The sequence below is a fragment of the Pseudoprevotella muciniphila genome (genome assembly GCF_003265305.2).
In the GTDB taxonomy this organism is placed as follows: domain Bacteria; phylum Bacteroidota; class Bacteroidia; order Bacteroidales; family Bacteroidaceae; genus Alloprevotella; species Alloprevotella muciniphila.
In genome coordinates this window covers 2,862,257-2,885,712 of the sequence record NZ_CP033459.1, presented here as the reverse complement: position 1 = coordinate 2,885,712, position 23,456 = coordinate 2,862,257, and the positions used below count along the sequence as shown (strand labels likewise).

Sequence of the window (23,456 nt, the reverse complement as noted above, 5' to 3'; positions counted from 1 at the left end):
GGACTTCCGTATATATTTATTTTTTTCTGCAACAGATTAAACCAAAAAACCCGAAACGCATCAAAAGTTTACAAAAAGAGAGAAATTAGACAATTAATAACCATTTAACAATATTTATATCATGAAAAGGTTACTTCTTTCATTCGCAATGCTTTTTGCAGTATTATCTGCTAATGCACTGGGCTACGATGAAGCCCGCGTACGTGCCCTCTATCTGACGGATAAGATGGCATACGAACTCAACCTTACTGACGAACAGTATGAAAGCGTTTACCAAATCAATCTGGAATATTTCCTGAGCATCAATTCGGTGGCTGACATTGATGGTATGTATTGGAACTACCGTAATGAAGACTTGCGCTATATCCTTTGGGATACGCAATATTCACTCTATTGCACGCTCGACTACTTCTTCCACCCGATTCGTTGGTATCGTTCAGCATGGTACTACCCGATATTCCATCGCTATGGTCGTGGCATCTACTTCTACTCACGTCCTTCGTTCTATTATTCCTATCGCGGCGGACTATGGGTCGGACGTCATCGCGGTGGTCCCAGTCCTTTCCGCGGACGCCGTTTCGACCGTGGCGGACGTAGATTAGGCGACCACTATCGCAGCACACACCCGGGCGGCGGACATCGCGGCACGATAAACTTAGGCAGAGGTGGCAGAAACGGCGGAGCACGTCCCGGTGGAAATGGCGGTGCACGTCCTGGTGGAAATAGCGGTGCACGCCCCGGTGGAAATAGCGGTGCACGCCCCGGTGGAAATAGCGGTGCACGTCCTGGTGGAAATGGCGGTGCACGTCCTGGAGGGAACAGCGGTGCACGCCCCGGCTCAAGCACTGGCAGCAATCCAATGTCCCGTCCAAGCGGCAGCAGCCAATCTAACGCACGTCCCAATGGCTCAATGTCTCGTCCAAGCGGTAGTTTCTCAGGCGAACGCCCCAGCGGCTCAATGTCCCGTCCAAGCAGTAGTCAATCTAACGCACGTTCCAATGGCTCGATGTCTCGTCCAAGCGACAGCAGCCTATCCAGCGGACGTTCCAACGGCTCAATATCCCGTCCAAGTAGCGGCTTTTCAAGCGGACGCTCCAATGGCTCAATATCCCGCTCAAGCGGCAGTAGTTTCTCAAGCGGACGCTCCGGCGGCTCATCAATGAGCAGAAGCAGTGCTCCTTCAAGCCGCGGAGGTGGCGGTGGTTTTGGAGGACGCGGCGGTCGCAGATAAAAACAAGACCTACACACACAATCAAGGGGAACGGCACAAGTCGCTCCCCTTTTTCAGTTTTATACAAAAAAAAGAAGAGCGACACTGTGCCGTTCTCCTTCAACAATGATTTCAGAAATTCTGATTACTTGAGAGTAACCTTGATTTCCTTTGCTTCTTCTGCAATTTCTACTTTGTCCTCACGGAGCAACCAACCAAGAGCGAGGTAAAGTTCCTTGTCGTTCTTGAGTTTAGCAGCCTTCTTGAGGTCCTTACCTGTCATTGCACCATTTTCGTTGAGTGCATTCCAAACATTTCCGGCGTTAACGCCTGTTTTTTCTTGATACATAACCAATAAATATTTAATATTCGTTTATTTATGACAATACAAAAGTAGTGCGAATATTCGTTTATTATTGTAACAACTTGCTTTTTTTGAAAAAAAGTGGAGAAAATGTTTGAAAATGAAAAATGTTTGCTAACTCGGTTTGACAAAAGAGAGTGGAGAGGAAAAAATTGAGAGTTCTCGCCACAACTTGAGCCATCGCCGAGCGAAGCCTACGGCATAGAAATGTAGTTCACAGTATTATCAGAATCAACAGAACATGCCTTAAGCGTGTTCCAAACTCTCATGATCTATGCTTGCCCCTCTATTTTCTGTCTGACATCAAAGAGGTATTGCAGCAGGCGCTTGAAGGTGGGGTTATTGAATTGTTCTTCGGCTGTTGCCAGGACGGCACCGACCATTTTCGGAAGGTCTTTGCAGACCTCGCCTTGGCAGAGTTCTATCTCTTTGGGCAGTTCCGCCTGATGGGCATCATACCATGCCTTGATTTCTTCTATTTGTTCTCTGGTGTATGTCTCTTTGTTGTTGTATGCCATAGTAACAGAATGTGACGTTGTTTTCTTTTTTTCAGCAGCAAAGATAACTAATTTCGCATAAAGATTGTAAATTTGCAGGCAATATTGGAATGTTGATTGAAACAGACGAGTGTTTTTATGATTGACATTCATTCCTAACAATTTATTTATATCAACAGATGAACATACTCGATTTAAACGAACAAGAGATAAACCGGCGCCAGTCGCTGGAGCAGTTGCGGGAGATGGGCATAACGCCCTACCCTGCTGCGGAATACCCCATTAATGCTTATACGGCAGACATACTTGAGGAGTTTGACGACAACGCGGAGACAAAGCGTGAGGTTTGCATCGCGGGCCGCCTGATGAGCCGCCGCATCATGGGAAAGGCATCATTCGGCGAACTGCTCGATGCGAAAGGACGCATACAGATTTACATCACTCGCGATGACATCTGCCCGGGCGAGAACAAGGACATGTATAACGTGGTTTTCAAGAAACTGCTCGATCTCGGCGACTATATCGGCGTAAAGGGCTGCGTATTCCGCACGCAGACAGGCGAAGTGAGTGTACACGTACAGGAACTGACGTTGCTTGCCAAGAGCATCAAGCCGCTACCAGTTGTAAAGGAGAAGGACGGACAGACATACGACTCATTCGACGACCCCGAACTGCGTTATCGCCAACGCTATGTGGACCTCATTGTCAATCCGCAGGTGAAAGATACATTCAAGAAGCGCTCGCAGGTATTCAAGTCGATGCGCGAATATTTCGATGCACATGGCTACATGGAAGTGGAAACTCCTATTCTTCAGTCCATCCCCGGTGGTGCGAGTGCGCGCCCGTTCATCACCCACCACAACAGCCTTGGTGTGGATCTCTACCTGCGTATCGCCACCGAACTCTATCTGAAGCGCCTGATTGTAGGCGGTTTCGACGGTGTGTATGAAATTGGAAAGAACTTCCGCAACGAAGGCATGGACCGTACACACAACCCCGAGTTCACATGCATGGAACTTTACGTGGCGTATAAGGACTATAAGTGGATGATGTGCTTCACAGAGCAGTTGCTTGAGAAGATTTGCCTCGACGTGAACGGTACGACAGAGGTAAAGGTGGGCGATAACGTGATTTCGTTCAAGGCACCCTTCCGCCGCCTGCCGATGCTTGATGCCATCAAGGAAAAGACGGGCTACGACCTGAACGGCAAGAGCGAAGAAGAGATTCGCGAGATATGTAAGACGCTGGGCATGGAGCAGATAGACGAGACTTTCGGCAAGGGCAAGATGATTGACGAGATTTTCGGCGACTTCTGCGAAGGCAGTTTCATCCAGCCTACATTCATCACAGACTACCCCATCGAGATGTCGCCGCTTACAAAGAAGCACCGCGACAACCCGAACCTTACGGAGCGCTTCGAGTTGATGGTAAACGGCAAGGAGTTGGCAAATGCTTACAGCGAGTTGAACGACCCGATAGATCAGGAAGAGCGTTTCCAGGACCAGTTACGCCTGAGCGAGAAGGGCGACGATGAGGCAATGTTCATCGACCAGGATTTCCTCCGTGCCATGCAGTACGGCATGCCGCCCATGTCGGGTATAGGCATAGGCATGGACCGGTTGGTGATGCTGATGACAGGACAATTCTTCATACAGGAAGTGCTGTTCTTCCCGCAGATGCGCCCCGAAAAGCAGGCTCCGCGCGATGCTGCAGAGAAATACGTGGCGATTGGTGTGCCGGAAGAGATTGTGCCCGTTCTTCAGAAAGTGGGCTACTACCTGGTCAGCGACATGAAAGAAGGTAATGCGCAGAAGATTCAGCAGCAGATAGGCGAAATCATCAAGAAATACAAATTGGACGTAGTGAAGCCCAGTGTGGCTGACATCAGCGAGTGGTTGACGAAGATTGATTAAACAGATAGCGATGGAAGAAAACGTGCCCGGCATAGATTCCTCATTAGCCCCCGTTGCCGTTATAGGCAGTGGAAGTTGGGCTACAGCAATAGCCAAGATGGTGCTCGAATGTGTACCATCCATATACTGGTATATGCGCCGGCCCGAGACGATAGAAGACTTCAAGCGTTTGGAGCACAACCCATCGTATCTCACTTCCTTGCGCTTCGACACAAGCAGAATTACGTTTACAAGCGACCTCAACGAGGTGGCTAATGCTTGCAGGACACTCATCTTCGTAACACCGTCGCCTTATCTGAAGAACCATCTCCGCAAACTCCGCGTACGCATCAGCAACAAGATTATCGTTACAGCCATCAAGGGTATCGTCCCCGACGATAACCTGGTATGCTCGGAATATTTCCGACAGGTATATAATGTGCCCGACGACAACCTTGCCGTACTGGGCGGTCCGAGCCATGCCGAAGAGGTGGCTCTGGGCAGGCTCACCTATCTGACTGTAGGTTGTGCCGACCTGGAACGTGCACAACTCTTGGCGAATATGATTACGTCGGACTACGTGAAAACGAAGACTTCTGCCGACGTAATAGGCATAGAATATGCCAGCGTACTGAAGAACGTGTATGCCATAGCAGTAGGCATCTGTAATGGTCTGAAATACGGCGACAATTTCCAATCTGTACTGATGGCGAATGCGGCACAGGAAATGAATCGTTTCCTGCGCGCCGTGTATCCCATTGAGCGAAACATTTACGACAGTGTCTATCTGGGCGACCTCTTGGTTACAGGTTACAGCAACTTTTCGCGCAACAGGGTGTTCGGCACGATGATTGGACGTGGCTACAGCGTAAAATCGGCGCAGATGGAGATGGAAATGATTGCCGAAGGCTATTATGGCACAAAGTGCATGAAATACATCAACGAGCACTACCACGTGAACATGCCCATTCTCGACACGGTTTACAACATACTCTACGAACGCATCTCACCCAAGATTGAGATCAAGTTGCTGACAGAATCGCTGAGGTAATACCATTTGTAGTCTAAAAAAACAAATTGCACTCGATGAGTGTAAAATTGCGCTGCAGAAAATCCACATCATTCCCGTACAGACCCCAACAACAAACCGATGCATCAGATTAGTAATGCATCGGTTTGTTGTTTTAAAGAATAAAGGCAGTTAAAGCCCTTTGCCGTGGCAATGCTTGAACTTTTTGCCGCTTCCGCAGGGACATGGGTCATTTCTGCCGGGCATCTTGTCCTTTACTATAGGCTTGACGGGCTGACGCTCGCGCGTGTCCTGACCGGCAGCCTGACGCTGTGCCGCACGGCGGGCGTCTTCGCTGTCATCACCATGACTCTCGGTGTATTGCGTCCTGGGGCGATCTTCCTCTTCATTAGATTCGCGGATATCATTCTCCACTTGCGTCGGAATACGTCCTCGCATCAGCGACGAAACAGTCTCGTTGTTGATTTCGTCAATCATCGTGTCGAAAAGTTTCACACTCTCGAGTTTGAAGATGAGCAACGGGTCCTTCTGCTCGTATGAAGCATTCTGAACACTGTGTCGGAGTTCGTCAAGCAATCTCAGGTTCTCCTGCCAGCCATTATCAATGTTGCGAAGCAGTATAGCCTTCTCATAATCGCGCACAAGCGATTTACACTCTGTTTCATAAGCCTCCTTCAGATTAGTCCTGATGTTGTAAACCAACTTGCCATCGCTCACAGGTATGAGGATGTATTCGTAGATATCGCCCTGATTCTCATACACCTGCGTTACGACGGGCAATGCCACCCTTGCGAGTTCATCCGTACGCTCCTTGAGTTTGTCGATGGCTATTTGGAAACACTTTTCGTAGAGATCATCTCGCTTTTCTGCATCAAGTTCTCCCTCTGTGTATGGTATTTCCATATAGAAAATTTCAAGGAACTGGTCCTTCTGACCCTTGTAATCGTTTTTGTCGATGATATTGACCACACGGTCCCAAATCATGTTGGAGATGTCCATACCGATGCGTTCTCCCATGAGAGCATGGCGGCGTCGCTCATATATAACAGTTCGCTGCTTGTTCATGACGTCATCGTATTCGAGCAGACGCTTACGGATGCCGAAGTTGTTTTCTTCCACCTTCTTCTGGGCACGCTCTATGCTGTTGTTGATCATCTTTGCTTCGATGACATCGTCCTCCTTAAATCCAAGTTTGTCCATCACCTTGGCAATGCGTTCACTGGCGAAGAGGCGCATAAGGTTGTCTTCGAGCGACACGAAGAAAACGGACGAGCCCGGGTCGCCCTGACGACCTGAACGACCTCTCAACTGACGGTCCACACGCCGGCTCTCATGTCGTTCAGTACCAATAATTGCAAGACCACCAGCCTTGCGCACTTCTTCGCTGAGTTTGATGTCGGTACCACGTCCTGCCATGTTGGTCGCAATGGTCACACTACTCTTCTGACCGGCAAGTGCCACAACTTCTGCCTCCTGCTGGTGGAGTTTGGCATTGAGCACCTTGTGTGGTATCTTACGCATACTGAGCATCTTGCTGAGCAATTCGCTCACATCAACGCTTGTCGTACCCACAAGCACCGGACGACCTTGAGCGATAAGACTTTCTATTTCCGCGATTACTGCCTTATACTTGGCACGCTTGGTCTTATAGACGCGGTCGTTCATGTCGTTGCGGATAACAGGCAGATTGGTGGGAATTTCTACGACATCGAGTTTATATATGTTCCAGAACTCACCTGCCTCGGTAGAAGCCGTACCGGTCATACCTGCAAGTTTGTGGTACATACGGAAGTAGTTCTGCAGCGTGATTGTGGCAAAGGTTTGAGTAGCGGCTTCTACCTTCACGTGCTCTTTTGCCTCAACAGCCTGGTGCAGACCATCGCTCCAACGACGTCCCTCCATGATACGTCCGGTCTGTTCGTCAACGATTTTTACCTGACCGTCCAGTACGACGTATTCCTCATCTATATTGAACATCGTGTAGGCTTTGAGCAACTGGAGGATGGTGTGTACGCGGTCGCTCTTGATGGCATATTCAGACATGAGTTCGTCCTTACGTTGCAGGCGCTCTTCATCGGAGAGTTTCTTGTTTGCTTCGAGGGCAGACATCTCTGCTGTGATGTCGGGAAGGACGAAGAGTTGGTCGTCCTTTACCTGTTCTGCCAGCCACGCGTTGCCCTTGTCGGTAAGGTCCACACTGCGCTGCTTCTCGTCAACGACGAAGTACAGCGGGTCGGTAGCCTCAGGCATACGGCGGTTGTTGTTCTCCATGTAGATTTCCTCTGTCTTGAGCATGCCCGACTTGATACCATGCTCTGAAAGGAACTTGATGAGCGGACGGTTCTTGGGGAGTGCCTTATGACTTCTGAACAGTTGAAGGAAACCGTTTTTCACGTCTTCCTTGTCTTCAGAAGCAATGAGTTTCTTGGCTTCCGCGAGATAGTCGGTAGCCAGTTTACGCTGTGTGGCCACGAGGCGTTCCACAAGCGGCTGATACTCTTCGTAGAGTTGGTCATCGCCTTTGGGGACCGGTCCGCTGATGATGAGCGGCGTACGTGCATCGTCAATAAGCACGGAGTCCACCTCATCGACAATGGCATAGTTGTGCATACGCTGCACGAGGTCTTTGGGGTTCATCGCCATATTGTCGCGGAGGTAGTCGAAACCAAACTCATTGTTCGTACCAAAGGTGATGTCGGCAAGATAAGCCTGACGGCGCTCTTCGGAATTGGGCTGGTGCTTGTCGATACAGTCCACACTGAGTCCGTGGAACATATAAAGCGGTCCCATCCATTCGGAGTCGCGCTTGGCAAGGTAGTCGTTCACCGTTACCACATGTACACCATTGCCGGTCAGTGCATTGAGGAACACTGGCAGAGTTGCAACGAGCGTCTTACCTTCACCTGTTGCCATTTCGGCTATTTTACCTTGGTGGAGCACCACGCCGCCAAAGAGTTGCACATCGTAGTGAACCATGTTCCAGACAATTTCCGTTCCGCCTGCCACCCAGTGGTTATGATAGATGGCTTTGTCGTCCTCGATATCAACAAAGTCGTGAGTGGCTGCAAGTTCGCGGTCAAAGTCTGTGGCATCCACAATGATGTCTTCCGATTCAGTGAAGCGTTTTGCCGTTTCTTTCACGATGGAAAAAACATGCGGTAGCACAGCCTCAAGTTCTTCTTCATAACGCTCGAGCACGTCCTTTTCGAGTTTGTCGATTTGGTTGAAGATGACTTCCCTGTCCTCGATGGGTGTACCTTCTATTTTTTCTCTGAGTGCTGTGATTTTTTCGCGTATGTCGTCGGCAGAACTTTGCACCTGCTGCTGTATGGTCTTTGTGAGTTCGCGAAGTTGGTTATTGTCAAGTTCTGCCACTTCGTCATAGACCGACTTTACTTTCTCCACCCAGGGTTGGATGGCTTTCATATCTCGGGTTGACTTGTTTCCGAAAAGTTTCGTTAAGATATTATTTAGTCCCATTTTAGGAGTATTGATTTAGAATTGATGATGATTTTCTGACTTATTTCTGGCTTTGGTCTGTTAAGGTATCGCAACATTAACCATCTTTACACTGACGCGCCAGATACGTCGGTAAAAAAAATAAATCAAACGTTGGGTGCACGTATCCTCAGCGATGGAGATACTATCGGGGTTACGTAATCTGTTTCATAAAGAGTTTGTCTGCTATTCCTGGTTACAGCATTCTCAAACGATGTTACCGACATATAATCTGCCGGCACGACGACACGCTTGGTCTGAGCGTTTTGTTCAAACCTCGCTATCTGGACAGCCAACTGCTGCACCACGATTGCAGCATCCGTCTTTTCATAGGTAACACCGGCAGGATGGGCTGCCACTTCGAGAGATGACAGCGCAGCAACCACAGTGAGCAAGGACCAGATGAGGTTCTTGCCAAGGTGGTCTGTCGTCTTATATGCCGTATCGCTATGCTGTTTCAACGTTTCTTATTCTTTTTATGCTTCTTAGGCAATGATTTTTCTTCAACTTGCGCCGTTTCCTTAGCCGGACTGTTACGCACGAGGAGAAACGCATTGGTATATCTTATCAGCAAAGTCAGTGCCAAAAGGTATGCTGCAAGGGGTATTTCCTGCACGCCTGCCGCACCTATCACAAAAAATGCGAGTAAAAGTACAATAATTATGGCAAACAGGACGGTCAAAATGACTGATTTTTTCTTCCTGAACATAAATGGCAGCGCCAAAAGCGGCAGAATGTTCAGCCAAAGTGCATTCCAGTTGCTGCTTACCGCAGGATGATGGCTAAACAGAAGAAGTATCATGACAATGACACCCAACAAGCCCTGAAAGAGCATCAGAGCCACGTCAAACCACTTGACATAAGTCTTCTTCCACTTTTCATACATCGTCAGGGCTATTGCCGCAATGAGCAGAAGCACGGCAAAATGTAAAGGACGGAAAGGCAGAAGATTTCTGTCGCCCTTCGCTACAGGCTGATGACGCTCTTTCGACTTCACGAAAGGACGCACACTGCCATCAGGATTCTGTATTTTGATTTTGTCGAGGGTGCTCTCTGCATACATCGGCAAGAACATCATTTGCCTGACTGACGGTGTCTGTTCCACTTCGTTCCCCATCACGAGGTCGGCAGCAAAACCGGACCATTCGTCAGGACCGGCAAATTCATGCAGCAACTCACGAAATGTCTTGCTGTTGTTTTCCTTGGGCAGAACCACATTCCCGCTTACTGCCTCTACAATCTTTTCGTAGGCACGGGTTGTGCAGTTATCATAAAGAAAACTGTATTGATACTTCCATCCCTTGTCTAACACGTTGATTTCAAGCAATCTGAGCAGTTCATACTTCTCCTCCTCTGTAAGATTGATTTCCTGCTCGTCCACCCATCGGCCTTCCTTCGCATAGACCTCCAAATAAATATCTGTAGGAAAGGCGCAGCACATGAATTCCGCCTTTCCCAAAATGAAATGCCAGAAGAAAAGGCTTTCCTCGTAGGTGAATACGCCATAGTTGAATGCCCAGTCATAGTCTGTGCCGGAGATGCGTGCCCTGATAGCCGTGTGTCCGTATGCCTCATGTATGTCGGGGCCCGGCGCACTCGTCAGAAGACTGATATGAAGCACACTGTCGGGCTCGGACGTCTCTTGCGCAACCATGTCATGCATCGGCATCAAGAGGATGGCTAAGAGCAATATGACTATACGAAAATTCAACGCTGTGTATTTATGATATGTTTGATATTATGCGCCAATTCTTCCATGCTGGCGAGAACCATGTCGGCACCTTGTTCGAGAAGCACACTGTCGGGCAATGGACCGGTATTTACTGCAATGGTAAAGATGTTGGCATCCACTGCTGCTTTCACGCCGAGTGGTGCGTTCTCTATAACTATAGCCTCCCAAGGCTCCACTTGCGCCTTTTCCAGGCCTTTGAGATAGGGTTCGGGATTGGGCTTGCCATGCTTAACGTCCTTGCTCGAAACTACACGCTCTGAGGCAAAGAAACCGGGATAGTTGGTGTTCAATCTTTCAAGCAACGACTGCTGACCGCTGCCTGTTACGACCAGGATGTTCATGCCGCAGTCCCTTACATGCTCAAGCGTCTGCTCTGCACCAGGCATTTTCGGCGCTTCGGGCTGTGAGTTGAACAGGCGACATTTCTCTGCATAGATGGCCTCAATCTCTTCCTGCGTAGCCTTGCGTCCTCGGGCGCGCATAGAGAGGATGTTGATGGTCGATTCGCCTGTGCGTCCCTCGTGCATATAGGCCTCAGTCGGAGTCATTGACAACCCAAATTCGGTACAAACCTTTGCCCACGAATTGGCATGAAGGGGCATGGAGTCGAAAAGAACGCCATCCATATCGAAAAGCACGGCTCTGGGCGAGAACGCGTCAAAGCCGTTTCTTTTCAGATAATGTGATATGCTGTTCCTGATTATGTCCTCTGAAACTGTCTTCACTTATTTCTTAATAAACTTTCTGAAGTTATCGCTACGCTCGGAATTATCGGAGTTGCCGCTTTTTTTGAAGTTATCGAAGTTATTGAAGTTATCGCTTCGCTCGAAGTTAACGACGTTACTAACGCTGATGTTTTCTTTTTCTTCTTTGGTATTTTATTGGTCCAACGTATCGTCGTTAACTTCTTTAACTTCGCTAACTTCGTTAACTTCAAGCATAAACTTGCGACACTTGAAATTCCTAACCATTCAGTCTTGCCTTGATGGCTTTTGTTTCTTCCTCATAACCGGGCTTTTCGAGGAGGGCAAACATGTTTCTCTTGTAATCTTCCACGCCCGGCTGGTCGAACGGATTGACGTCAATCAACTGACCACTGATGCCGCATCCCACTTCAAAGAAGTAGATGAGTTGTCCCACATAGTAGGCATTGAGTCGAGGCATGATGATGCGGATATTAGGCACACCACCATCGATATGAGCGAGGCGTGTGCCGAGTTCTGCCATTTTGTTGACTTCGTCCACACGTTTTCCTTCGAGGAAGTTCAGTCCGTCGAGGTTCTCTTCGTCATGCGGGAAGAGGAGTTCGTGCTCGGCGTTTTCTACAGAGATTACTGTTTCGAAAATGGTTCTCTCGCCGTCCTGTATCCACTGTCCCATGGAGTGGAGGTCGGTGGTCAGGTCAACTGCTGCGGGGAAAATGCCCTTGCCGCCCTTGCCTTCGCTCTCACCGTAGAGTTGTTTCCACCATTCGTTCATCGAATGAAGTTTTGGCTGGTAGTTGGCGAGGATTTCTATTTTCTTCCCGCTTTGATAGAGTGCATTGCGAACGGCAGCATACTGTGCGGCAATGTTTTCGGCAAATGGCACGTCGTGAGCCGTTACCTTTTCCATGTCCTGTGCACCGCGCACCAGTTCGGCTATGTCGAAGCCTGCACAGGCAATGGGAAGCAGGCCTACCGGGGTAAGCACACTGAAACGACCGCCCACGTTGTCTGGAATAACGAAACTCTTGTAGCCTTCCTTGTCGGCTGTGGTACGGGCAGCACCACGCTTGGCATCCGTAATGGCAACGATGACTTTGCGCGCCATATCCTTGCCACGCTGTTCCTCGCACTGCTTCTTGAGCAGGCGGAAAGCCAGTGCTGTTTCTGTGGTAGTACCGGATTTGCTGATATTGATAACGCCGAATTTCTGCCCTTTAAGGTAAGTCGTCATCTCAGCAAGATAGTCTTCGCTGATGTTGTTTCCTGCAAAGAGGATGTTGGGATTTTCGCCCTTGTTAGCCAACCAGGCAAAACTGTTGCCAAGTGCCTCGATCACGGCTCTTGCACCAAGATAAGATCCACCGATACCTGCCACAACGATCGTGTCGCAGTTCTCGCGCAACACTTTGGCGGTTTCATTGATTTCAGCAATGAATTCTGCACTGATGGATGTAGGCAGATGCAGCCAACCTATGAAGTCATTGCCCTTGCAGGTACCATCCTCCAATGCCATACGGGCAGCAAGTGCCTTTTCCTCTAATTTTTCCACTGCTCCAGCACTAAGGAACGGCACCGTTGCACTCATGTCTAATTTAATAAATTCCATATAGCGTATTTGTTATTTCTTTCAAACTGCAAAGTTACGAAAATCCGTGGGAATGAAAGTGGTTTGGGGGCAATATCTTGTATACAAACAAAGTGATCAACCTTGAACTGTGTAGATTTTAGGGGTGTTCTATAAATTATGATTTATCGGCCTGATGAGCAATCTCTTCAAATTCATTTTGTTTCTCTATAGGAGGAAGAATGCATTGGAACTTTCTTAAATCGTTCAAGGGCATTCTTGGCATTTTGGTTCCAGTCGATATACTGTTAGCGTAAGTAACGAAATCATCTCCTCTAAGCAAATGACTAAAGAATGTGAGATTAAGCAATTCCTGATTCGGACGGAGTGGAACGAGTTCTGTTGTAGCATATCCTTTCCCGTCTGGAATGACTACTTTATTGAGGTAGGGCCTCAATTTTGAGTATAGTACATTCCCTTCATCAAATGGGGCTACAGACAACAAGTTCGAGTCGTTTTCAAAGACTTTTTCAACGACCTTGCCTGTATTACTCTCAATCATGTCAAGATTCAGAATCCACACTTTCCCTGTTTGCTTTTCTATGCTTGGAGATTCTGGAGCAACATCCTTGATAGGTAAGGTATTCCATCCTTTATTGTTGGAAACAGGATTCCCAAACATCTCGATAAATTGCGATTTGAACCCGTCAAATTCTGATTTATCGGCCTAATCTGCTATCTCTACAAATGTTTGTTGCTCGTCCTTAGAAGGGAGAGGAACTTGGATTTTACCAAGATTTGCTCTGCTAACACGAAGTCTTGTAGTGCCACTGAGAACTTTCTTTATCTGCATCGCATAATCAGGAGTGTTAGTGAACGAAATGAAGTACTTGGGCAAGACCTTTTCGTTGAGTCTTATAATTGTACAATCAACGGCTGTAATGGATTTGCCCAAACCTCCTGGGATAGAGCATGCACGACCCACTGGATCGGGCAAACGTGAGATCAGAATATCTCCTTCAAAAACCTCAGTACAATTGAGGCGAGTGAAGGTTTCCTCACTTATGTATCGGGCTTTATCTTCTTTATCTTTATACTCGCCCACGCCAACATTTCCAGTCTGAATTAGTCTTATTCCAGAATCAGATTGATCTTTTGCTTCAATCCAGTCCCCATCAATGAATGTATCGCATAAAGAAGATAATTCGACCCTTTCAGTAGCTTTGCCGAACATCTCGATAAATTGCGACATACTATCCAATGAATTTATGGTGAGACAATTTAACATTGTTCTGATTCACCATTGCGTACTGCAATGTTGTATCGAGACTTTGATGGCCTAAAAGATGCTGGACTTGCTCGATGGGCATGCCTTTATCTATTGCCATTGTAGCGAGAGTACGACGGAACTTGTGAGGGTGAACTTTAGGTATGTTCAACTCTCGTCCAAGTCGTCGCAGACGGATTTCTACACCGCTTATTTCTAAGCGGTTATTTGGGGCCAATAATGACACAAAGAGCGCATCATTTGTGTCAGTACGGCTATTCACATACTTCTGAAGGTGTATCTTGGTACGAGCATCGAAGTAAACCTTTCGTTGCTTATCGCCCTTACCCGTAACAACACATTCTCTATTCTGATAGTCAATATCACGTTTGTTGAGCCGTACCAGTTCGTCTACTCTCATTCCTGTGGAAGCGAGCAGATCTATTAGAGCAAGGTCACGTATATTGGAGCAATGGTCGCGCATCTGCTCTAAGGCTTCATCAGTATAGGTTTCCTTAACGGTCTTACCGACTTTTACTTTGTGGATTCGGCGTACAGGACTCTTAACTATGTAGTTCTCTTCTTCCAACCATGAGAAGAAGCTTGAAAGAATACGACGGATGTTGTCAACCGTCACCTTACTTGCACCACTTTCTTCCTGATACTGGTTCAAATAGCCTCGTAGGTCATCGGTGGTGATATGCACAACTTCTTTCTCAATCCTCAATAGCGCATTATTGATGGTGCTCTTGTAGTAGGAGATAGACTTATCTGAACACCCCTCCACCTTTTTAGCAGCTATGAAATTGTCAATAAGAGCCTGGTTGTTACTTTCTGTGTGTACAGATTCCTTCTTGGTCACGGAAACATTGCGGAAAGTGTAATCGAGCACCTTTCGCAACTGGCTTAACTGCTCGTTATCAAGAACATTGAGCATTGCCTGTTCTATTTCATTAATTAAATTGTCAATCATACTTTATATGCTTTGTTTATTTAATTAACGTGACCTTCAGTATTATCAGTTGTTTATCAAGCTTTTTAAAACAGCATCTATTGCATCAATCGATTTACGAAGTTCAAATCCAATATTATAAATTTATTAGATATTGTCATTATAGTATTCGTATATACATTTTGGCAAGCAATAAAAATAATTATCAGCTCTGCTTATTCTTGGTTTTTCTCGATATGAAAAGTATTGATAATTAGTTTCAGACTTTGGTATAATGAAATTATATTCTACCATTTTATTAAAATCCTTCTCTAAAAGACCTTCATTTGTAAAGATTTCTAAAATTGAAGAATAAGTCCATTGCGAATTTGGAACTGCCATTGTTCTGAATACATGGAATATCTTTTCAATTTCCATCGTATTATATAAATTAGATAGTTCATCTTTGATTTCTGCAATATTCCATGGCAGATATTCCTTGATAAGAGTTTTAATATCTTGAGGAGATAAAGGCATCTTGTAATATTTATCAGAAATATTTCTAAATAAGGCAACTAAATCTCTTGGTCTATAGAATGTAAAGTCTAATATATATTTGAAAGCTGTTTTTCCCCTATATGCTTCGCTTGCGTCGTTCTGCACAAGCGTCTGCCAAGGATCTATTCTGTCGTAAGGTATTTTAAAGTCATCAAAAGCGAATTTTATTCTTTTATTGATGAATTTTCTTAAGCCCGTATCAGTTTCTTGGCCGTTTTTATCAAAGTCATACCAATTCAAATTATATTCGTAAGAACTAAAAGCTTTATTTTTATCTGGAGACACCCCATCCAGTTGTGCTGAAATATCGTCTCTCAGCATATTTAAAACGCGTACATTTTTATTCGTAAATATCTGTGTATTATATTTTTTTGTGATACGCAATAAAGACAATAATCTTCTTTTGTGGTTAATATCATTAAGATTAAAGTTTACATCTAAATCATCAAATATAAGTACAAAATCACAATTCTCATACACCTGAAATCCAAACATTTTAGCAAGTATTTCTCGTAGAGGATGTATTAGCTTATAAAATGGGGCTCTCATTGTTTTCTGGGAGAAGTCCTTTGAAAAAAAGGTTGAGAAGCCTTTTATGAGTAGTGAAGAGAAATTTACACTATACCCATCTTTAACGTTTTCTTCTAACACCATCCATTTTTCAACGTCAACTAACCCGCTATTCTTTTTTTGAAATTTCTCTAATGAATTATATTCATTTGTATATTTTCCGATTTCTGATTGTAAGATAAGTTGAACAAATCCTGTTAAAATAATCCATTCATAAACAATTTCATCTCTATTACCTACTCCTTCTGGAACTGACTGTATGATTTTTTCTAAATCGATAGCATCATTTGTAATTACTTTACAAAATAAATCTTTTTCGTGCTCTGAATTATTCATCAAATATTGCACATATGCAGATTTTCCAACACCTTTTCTTCCTGTAATAATAAATTTACCATCATAAATGGCATCTGAAATGTGAAGGATGTCATCATAATATTTTTTGAGACCATCCTTCTCTCCTTCAGCTTCTGTTTTCCCTAAGGAAACCCATCTTGTAGTTCTCCCACTATTATGACGATCTGTTTTGTTTTTATTGAAAAATGCCATATCTTTATAAATTTTAGTTGATTAAACTTTTGATTACTTTATCAATAGCCTCAATTGATTTGCGAAGTTCAAATTCTGATTTTCATCTTTTATCAATCTTTATGTTTTTTAACGCGAAAGACACAGATTTAACGAACTTCGTCGCTCTATCCTGAATTTTTGCCATTGCTTCGCTTGGCGATGACACGAACATAGCAGCGAAAACTTACTACTTGAAGATTTCTTGATTAAAAGAACACGACCTACCAACTTTCGCCTAAGTTTCTTAAGTTCTCCTTTGCCACTTCATCACCATTCTTCGCCGCACTTTTATACCACACAATGGCAATGCGTTTGTCTTGCTTGACGCCTTTTCCATGTTCGTAGCACCACCCGACGTTACATTGCGCCCCAGCATGACCATTATCTGCCGCCTTCTTCCACCATTTGAAAGCCTCGGCATAATTCTGTTGTACGCCTTGACCATTTTGATAAGAACATCCAATGCTGAATTGTGCAGAAGTATTACCTTGATTTGCCGCCTTGCGATACCATTTCACGGCTTCAGTATAACTCTGTGACACGCCTTGACCATTATCATAGAACCAACCAAGTTTGCACTGCCCATCAGCATTTCCTTGTTCTGCCGATTTGCGGTACCATTTAAAGGCTTCTGCATAACTCTGAGGAACACCATTGCCATTTTCATAGGAATATCCAAGACTATATTGCGCAAAAGCATTTCCTTGATCTGCCGATTTGCGGTACCATTTCACGGCTTCGGCATAACTCTGTGACACGCCTTGACCATTAGCATAGAACCAACCAAGTTTGCACTGCCCATCTGCATTTCCTTGTTCTGCCGCTTTGCGGTACCATTTCACGGCTTCGGCATAACTTTGAGAAACACCATTGCCGTTTTCATAGGAATATCCAAGAGCATTTTGTCCAAACGCATTCCCTTGCTCCACAGCCTTTCGGTACCAGTTCATGGCTTCAGTATAACTTTGAGATGCACCTTGTCCATTTTCATAGCAGACACCGAGAAGTACTTGTGCCAATGCATATCCTTGCTCCGCAGCCTTGCGGAACCATTTAACTGCTTCAGTATAACTCTGAGACACACCTAGACCACCATAATAGTAGGCGCCTATGTTGCATTGTGCCTCTGCATTTCCTTGCTCTGCGGCCATATTATACCATTTCACAGCTTCTGCGTAGTCTTGCGAAACACCATTGCCATTGGCATAACACTTACCGAGATTGTATTGCGCCTCTGCAAAGCCTTGTTCTGCAGCCTTACGATACCATTTCACAGCTTCTGCATAATCTTGTGGAACTCCATCGCCATTGAAATAGCGATTACCGAAATCGCATTGTGTCATTGCATCTCCTTGCTCTGCTACATTGCGAAACCACGTAATCGCTTCTGTTTTATTTACGCCTTTACCATACTTATAGCAGTAATCGAGTTTAAACTGTGCATTTGATAATCCTTGCCCTGCAGCCTTAGTATACCATTTAACTGCTTCCGTATAATCTATTGTAACTCCTTCTCCGTTGTAATAGCACTCACCAAGATTGTATTGTGCTTGTGCATCTCCTTGCTCTGCCGCCTTGCGGTACCATTTCACGGCTTCGGAATAGTCTTGTGTAACACCATTGCCATAGTAATAGCAGAAACCGAGGGCGCCTTGTGATTCGGCAAGTCCTTGCTCTGCAGCCTTGCACCACCATTTCACGGATTCAGTATAGTCTTTTGTTACTCCTTCGCCATTGTAACAGCAGAAACCGATGTTATATTGTGCTCTCGCATTTCCTTGCTCTGCTGCTTTGCGCAACCATTTCACAGCTTCGGTATAGTCTTGTGTTACACCTTCTCCATTGTAATAGCAGCCTGCAAGATTGAGTTGTACTTGTGCATTCCCTTGGTCTGCCGCCTTGCGGTACCATTCCACAGCACAAGTTTTATCTTTTTCAACAATCCAGCCGTTCGAGAAATATTTACCATAAATTCTTTGCGCATCCGGATTACTTTTTTCAGCCTCTTCCATCACCCATGGTAGTGCCTCCTCAAAAAGTGAGAAGGCTTTAATAGTATCTTTCTCAACACCTTCTCCATTATTATAACATACTCCTAAAAAATACACCGCTTCTTTCAAAAACGATGCCGCCTTGGAGAAGTATTCAAAGGCTTTATTGTTATCTACTTGCACACCTTCGCCATAGAAATACATTTTGCCCAATTCAAGGATGGCATCTACATATCCCTGATTGGCAAGTGCGGTAAGGGAATCTACCCGATGTGATGCGTTATTCTGCGCAAGCACATTCGTCGAAAGTGCAGCAAATGTCAATAGTATAAAGATTCTTTTCATGATGTAGGTTATTTATTGTGTTAGAGATTTATTTAATCAAATATATGCCTGAAATTAAGGAAAGCATTTTCTGCCTGTGCGTTCTCTTGATTGCCATCGTAAACAACCGCCGTTTTGACAAGTTTTTCTGTCAAGAGTGGGCGGATATAGTTGAGATTGTTGAAGAAGTCGGTATGGAAAGTTTGCGAGGATTTTATTTCGTAGGCTTCCACCTTGTCTGTGAGCGTACGGATGATATCTACTTCGTGTTGGCTCTTGTCCCTGTAGAACGACAGGAATTCTTCACGCCCTGCATTGGTGCCGTGCTTTATAAAGTCGTTGACCACCATGTTTTCGAAAAGGTTGCCACGCAAAGGGTGCGTATCAAGTTGTTCGATGGTGTTGATGCCAAGCAGAAAGGCAGCAAGCCCTGTGTCGTAAAAGTATAATTTTGGTGTCTTTGTGAGCCGCTTGCTGATGTTGGCATGATAAGGCTGCAAGAGATGAATCACGTATGACGCATTGAGAATGCTCAACCAGTTTTTTATTGTGGGTACACTCACCCCTGTTTCATTGGAGATGGAAGACGCATTGAATTCTTGTCCTATACGTCCGGCACACAAACGAATGAATGTCTGGAACGCACGTTGGTTTACCACATTTATCAGTCGCCTGACATCACGCTCAATATAGGTGGTGTAATAATTAGACAGTTGCAAAGAACGACCCCTTTCATCGGCAGTCCAAATAGCAGGAAAACCTCCGTTTAGTATCAGTTGTGAAGCGCTCGCTTGTGGTACATAGTTCAGGATTTCCTGTGTTGAAAGCGGCAGAAGTGTCATTACTGCCGTGCGTCCCGCCATGGATTGCGACATCTTCTCCATTAACGTAAAATTGTTACTGCCTGTAACTATGAATCGGCGGTCGTTTCGTCCTTGAAAACGGTCTTCGTCCACAAGTACCTGCAAATAGGAGAACAACTGAGGATAGTTTTGTGCTTCATCAATAATAGCACCTTGTGGGTATTTGTTCAAAAACGCCTTAGGGTCGGCATTTACTTCGTCCATCACAGTTGCATCCTCCAGGTTGGCATAGGGCAATTCCGGGAACTTCTCACGGCACAGAGTTGTCTTGCCGGACTGGCGCGGACCGGTCAGTGTAACAACAGGCAAATAGCGAAGAGCCTCGGAAATGGAAGTTGATAAATGTCTGTCTATAAAAGACTTGCGCATTGTTTGGACAATTTTAAAGTTTGACTTTAAATTTGTCCACAAAGGTATGATTTTATTTTATTTCAGCAAAGATAAATCAAAAAAACGAAGAAAAACAACAATCTAAACGGTATCACTTGCCCAAAATACTCTTTAGAACGACAACTGCCTGCGCGACAGTGGGCACATCCGTAACAGTCATCAGTCGCTTGCCAGCATGTTCATCAAGTTTGCACCGTTTCACATTCGACATGGCATAATCTATGATACTGTTGAAGGCATTGCTGCGATAGAAGATGCTGTCTTTGTTCTGTACGAAATACATCGTCATCTTGCCATTCTTCAAGATAAGCCGTTCTACACCACACAGGCGCCCCAGACGGCGAAGCGATACGATTTTCAGGAGTTCCTCGCCTTCCACGGGGAGTGGTCCGAAACGGTCGTTCATGCGTTGCCTAAACGCTTCCAGTTCCTCGTCTTTTGAGAGGTTGTCGAGTTCACGATAGAGCAGCATACGCTCTGCCGCACCCGGCACATATGTCTCGGGGAAATAGGCGTGGTAGTCGCACTCTATGTTACAATCATCCACAAAGAGTTCTGCCGCTATTTCCACATTCGTGGCAGCCTGTTCGGCATAGAGTTCTGCAAACTCGTCGTTCTTGAGTTCTGTTACCGCCTGTGAAAGTATCTTGTGATAGGTTTCGAAACCCAAATCGGCTATAAAACCACTCTGCTCGCCACCGAGGAGGTTTCCTGCGCCACGTATTTCGAGGTCCTGCATGGCGATACTGATACCGCTGCCGAGGTCGCTGAACGATTCTACCGCCTGAAGCCTGCGGCGGGCATCGTCCTTGAGCAATGACATCGGCGGTGCAAGAAGATAGCAGAACGCCTGACGGTTGCTCCTGCCCACGCGTCCGCGCATCTGATGGAGGTCGCTCAGACCGAAAGTGTGTGCTGCATCGATGATGATGGTGTTAGCGTTCGGGATATCTACCCCATTCTCCACGATTGTGGTGGAGAGCAAAACGTCGTACTCATAATTAATAAATCCCAGCACTGTCTTTTCGAGTGCTTCGGGCGGCATTTGTCCGTGTCCTATTGCCACGCGCGCATCGGGAACGTATTTCTGCAAGAGCATCTTGATGTTCGGCAGTGCGGCTATGCGGTTGGTCACGATGAACACCTGGCCGCCGCGACTCATCTCAAAATTGACGGCTTCGGCTATCACCTCGTGGTCGAAACTGTGAATTTCCGTTCTTACGGGCCGCCTGTTTGGTGGTGGTGTCTGAATCATACTGAAGTCGCGCGCACCCATCAACGAGAACTGCAGTGTTCGCGGTATAGGTGTTGCCGACATGGTCAGCGTATCGACATTGACCTTCATCTGGCGCAGTTTCTCCTTCACTGCCACACCGAATTTCTGTTCTTCGTCGATAACGAGCAGTCCGAGGTCCTTGAATTTCACAGATTTTCCTATCAACCGATGTGTGCCTATAAGTATATCAATCTTACCGCTCTTAAGGTCGTTGAGTATCTCGGTGGTTTGTTTTGCGGTACGTGCCCTTGACAGGTAATCCACACGAACAGGAAAATCCTTTAGCCGCTCGGAAAAGGTCTTGTAGTGCTGCAAGGCAAGGACTGTGGTAGGTACTAATACGGCGGTTTGTTTTGAGTCGCATGCCGCTTTGAACGCGGCGCGGATGGCTATTTCCGTCTTTCCGAATCCTACGTCGCCACAGACAAGACGGTCCATCGGTTGCCTGCGTTCCATATCCGCTTTCACTTCGTTGGTCACGCGCAGTTGGTCGGGCGTGTCCTCGTAGGTAAATGCTGCCTCAAGTTCATGTTGCAGGTAATTATCACCGGAAAAGGCAAAGCCCTCTGCCTCACGACGTTCGGAATAGAGTTTTATCAGGTCGCGGGCAATGTCCTTGATTTTTTTCTTGGTCTTTTCTTTGAGATTTTCCCATGCACGTCCACCAAGTTTATTCATTTTAGGTGGTACGCCATCCTGACCGCGATATTTGCTTATCTTATATAGCGCATGTATGGAAACATAGATAACATCATTGTTGAGGTAATTGATTTTTATGGTCTCATGCATCGTTCCGTCGCTGCTGGGCATACGAATCAGGCCGCCGAAACGCCCCACGCCATGATCCACATGCACCACATAGTCGCCAACAGAGAACTGGCGCAACTCCTTCAGCGTGAGTGCCATCTTGCCGTTTCGCGCCTTTTCGTTCTTTAGGGTGTATTTGTGGTAGCGGTCGAAGATCTGATGGTCGGTAAAACAGCACACCTTAAGGTCGCCATCAGAGAAACCCTCGTGAACAGTTGCGGATACTGGTGTGAAATCCACCTGCATAAAGTCGGCTTTCGCCTTCTCTGAAAGGATATTCCTCAAGCGCTCGTTCTGTTTTTCGCCATCGGCTAACATATAAATGTGATAGCCGCTCGTAATGAAATCAGACAGCGAATGAAAGAGCAAGTCGTAGTCTTTATGATAGACGGGCTGCGGCTGAACGCTGAACTTCAGCCTTGACGACGACTCACTGAATGGTTTGAGTCCGAACTCCACACGCTGCAATGCAAACAGTTTGTTCATCAGCGTGTCGGGGTCAGCAAGGAGCATTTCCTTGTCGAGTTCCGTCTCTCCTTCGTCGCGGCTCAATGCTGCCTGGCGCGAGAATCCTTCATTGTAAACTCTACGAAACGTATTATCGATGAGTGCTAAGTCCTTCACGAATATCACGGTCTCATCAGGCACGACGTCGGAAAACGGCACTCCTGCATGAGGCTCACTTGCAATGGCAGCAATGAGTTTCACCTCGTTCATTTTTTCACTGCTCAACTGCGACTGTACTTCAAATGTTCTGATGCTCTCGATGTCGTCGCCGAAGAAATCGATTCTGTAAGGCAGTCCGGAATCGTAAGAATACACGTCGAGTATGCTTCCACGCACGGCAAACTCACCGGGTTCATACACATAGTCTGTACGCCTGAAACCTATCTCTGACAAACGTTTCGCGAGTTCTGTGAGGTCAAGACTGTCGCCCACCTTAAGGGCTACGAGATGGTCGTTTATGGTGTTTCCGGGCAGCACTTTCTCTGTGAGTGCAACAGGGTGTGTTACAATGAAAAGCGGCGACTCCACTTTGCCTGAAATCCTTTCAAGAACTTCTGTGCGGAGTATTTCGTTGGCAGGGTCGCGCTGGGCATATTTCACAGCACGCTTGTATGCCGACGGATAAAAGAGAATATGATTTTCATCAGCGAGTTTTGCCATATCCTGATAGAAATATCCGGCTTCATCCTCATCGTTCAGAATGAAGATATAGGGCTTTGCAGGTATATTCCTCTCAAGAAGCGTAGCAAAAAAGAATGCCGAAGCCGAGCCTCTCAAGCCTTCGCAAAACACCGGTTTGCGCGACTTCTTCGACAGTTCACGCACCAGTGCAGCGACATTGGGGCTTTTGGCATACAGATTTTTCAGTTCTCCTATAATCATACGTCTCTCTTAAAAAATAAGCCGCG

General features: G+C 46.1%; 17 protein-coding genes. 3 read left to right on the top strand and 14 right to left on the bottom strand.

The genetic code is table 11. The features are described from left to right. Nucleotides 1-121: 121 nt before the first annotated feature. Nucleotides 122-1,231, top strand: coding sequence for a hypothetical protein (locus tag C7Y71_RS11605; protein ID WP_146739479.1), 1,110 nt, complete (start codon nt 122-124; stop codon nt 1,229-1,231). 124 nt (nt 1,232-1,355) lie between these two features. On the opposite strand, the gene C7Y71_RS11600 is transcribed toward C7Y71_RS11605, so the two are convergent. Both C7Y71_RS11600 and C7Y71_RS11595 read right to left on the bottom strand, forming a co-directional pair. Continuing rightward, nucleotides 1,356-1,559 (bottom strand): winged helix-turn-helix domain-containing protein, encoded by a 204-nt coding sequence (locus C7Y71_RS11600; RefSeq protein WP_111899149.1) that lies wholly within the window; start codon nt 1,557-1,559, stop codon nt 1,356-1,358. Between the two features lie 287 nt (nt 1,560-1,846). Continuing rightward, nucleotides 1,847-2,092 carry a DUF6965 family protein gene (locus tag C7Y71_RS11595; RefSeq protein ID WP_146739480.1) on the bottom strand — a complete coding sequence of 82 codons (246 nt, stop codon included), beginning with the start codon at nt 2,090-2,092 and terminating at the stop codon, nt 1,847-1,849. Between the two features lie 158 nt (nt 2,093-2,250). Between C7Y71_RS11595 and lysS the strand changes: the two genes are divergently transcribed. Both lysS and C7Y71_RS11585 read left to right on the top strand, forming a co-directional pair. Further along, the gene (gene lysS / locus C7Y71_RS11590) at nt 2,251-3,984 is read left to right on the top strand and encodes a lysine--tRNA ligase (RefSeq protein WP_111899128.1); all 1,734 of its coding nucleotides are present in this window, start codon (nt 2,251-2,253) and stop codon (nt 3,982-3,984) included. Between the two features lie 10 nt (nt 3,985-3,994). Then, the gene (locus C7Y71_RS11585; RefSeq protein ID WP_111899129.1) at nt 3,995-5,014 is read left to right on the top strand and encodes an NAD(P)H-dependent glycerol-3-phosphate dehydrogenase; all 1,020 of its coding nucleotides are present in this window, start codon (nt 3,995-3,997) and stop codon (nt 5,012-5,014) included. Nucleotides 5,015-5,164: 150 nt separating this feature from the next. Here the strand turns inward: C7Y71_RS11585 and secA are convergent, their stop codons facing one another. From secA to mfd, 12 genes are all read right to left on the bottom strand, one after another. Next, nucleotides 5,165-8,473, bottom strand: a complete 3,309-nt coding sequence (gene secA, locus C7Y71_RS11580) for a preprotein translocase subunit SecA (RefSeq protein WP_111899130.1) — start codon at nt 8,471-8,473, stop codon at nt 5,165-5,167. Between the two features lie 125 nt (nt 8,474-8,598). Next, a complete protein-coding gene (locus C7Y71_RS11575) occupies nt 8,599-8,952 on the bottom strand; it encodes a hypothetical protein (protein WP_111899131.1) in 354 nt (117 codons plus the stop codon). Beyond that, a complete protein-coding gene (locus C7Y71_RS11570; RefSeq protein WP_146739481.1) occupies nt 8,949-10,202 on the bottom strand; it encodes a lipoprotein N-acyltransferase Lnb domain-containing protein in 1,254 nt (417 codons plus the stop codon). The genes C7Y71_RS11575 and C7Y71_RS11570 overlap by 4 nt, the downstream gene beginning before the upstream one ends. Continuing rightward, nucleotides 10,199-10,927 (bottom strand): HAD family hydrolase, encoded by a 729-nt coding sequence (locus tag C7Y71_RS11565; protein ID WP_111899150.1) that lies wholly within the window; start codon nt 10,925-10,927, stop codon nt 10,199-10,201. Before C7Y71_RS11565 ends, C7Y71_RS11570 begins: the two co-directional genes overlap by 4 nt. Nucleotides 10,928-11,186: 259 nt before the next feature. Further along, nucleotides 11,187-12,536, bottom strand: coding sequence for a glucose-6-phosphate isomerase (locus tag C7Y71_RS11560; protein ID WP_111899133.1), 1,350 nt, complete (start codon nt 12,534-12,536; stop codon nt 11,187-11,189). Nucleotides 12,537-12,672: 136 nt separating this feature from the next. Further along, nucleotides 12,673-13,176, bottom strand: coding sequence for a restriction endonuclease subunit S (locus tag C7Y71_RS11555; protein WP_111899134.1), 504 nt, complete (start codon nt 13,174-13,176; stop codon nt 12,673-12,675). A 45-nt stretch (nt 13,177-13,221) separates the two neighbouring features. Further along, entirely contained in the window at nt 13,222-13,746 is a 525-nt protein-coding gene (locus C7Y71_RS11550; protein ID WP_193215925.1) for a restriction endonuclease subunit S, read from the bottom strand. Between the two features lies 1 nt (nt 13,747). Further along, nucleotides 13,748-14,734 (bottom strand): site-specific tyrosine recombinase/integron integrase, encoded by a 987-nt coding sequence (gene xerA / locus C7Y71_RS11545; RefSeq protein ID WP_111899136.1) that lies wholly within the window; start codon nt 14,732-14,734, stop codon nt 13,748-13,750. A 126-nt stretch (nt 14,735-14,860) separates the two neighbouring features. Continuing rightward, the gene (locus tag C7Y71_RS11540) at nt 14,861-16,369 is read right to left on the bottom strand and encodes a P-loop ATPase, Sll1717 family (protein WP_111899137.1); all 1,509 of its coding nucleotides are present in this window, start codon (nt 16,367-16,369) and stop codon (nt 14,861-14,863) included. 242 nt (nt 16,370-16,611) lie between these two features. Then, nucleotides 16,612-18,726 (bottom strand): SEL1-like repeat protein, encoded by a 2,115-nt coding sequence (locus C7Y71_RS11535; protein WP_111899138.1) that lies wholly within the window; start codon nt 18,724-18,726, stop codon nt 16,612-16,614. Between the two features lie 32 nt (nt 18,727-18,758). Beyond that, nucleotides 18,759-19,937 (bottom strand): ATP-binding protein, encoded by a 1,179-nt coding sequence (locus C7Y71_RS11530; protein WP_111899139.1) that lies wholly within the window; start codon nt 19,935-19,937, stop codon nt 18,759-18,761. A gap of 112 nt (nt 19,938-20,049) precedes the next feature. Beyond that, nucleotides 20,050-23,430: a transcription-repair coupling factor gene (gene mfd, locus C7Y71_RS11525; protein ID WP_111899140.1), complete on the bottom strand. Its 3,381-nt coding sequence runs from the start codon at nt 23,428-23,430 to the stop codon at nt 20,050-20,052. Nucleotides 23,431-23,456 lie beyond the last annotated feature (26 nt).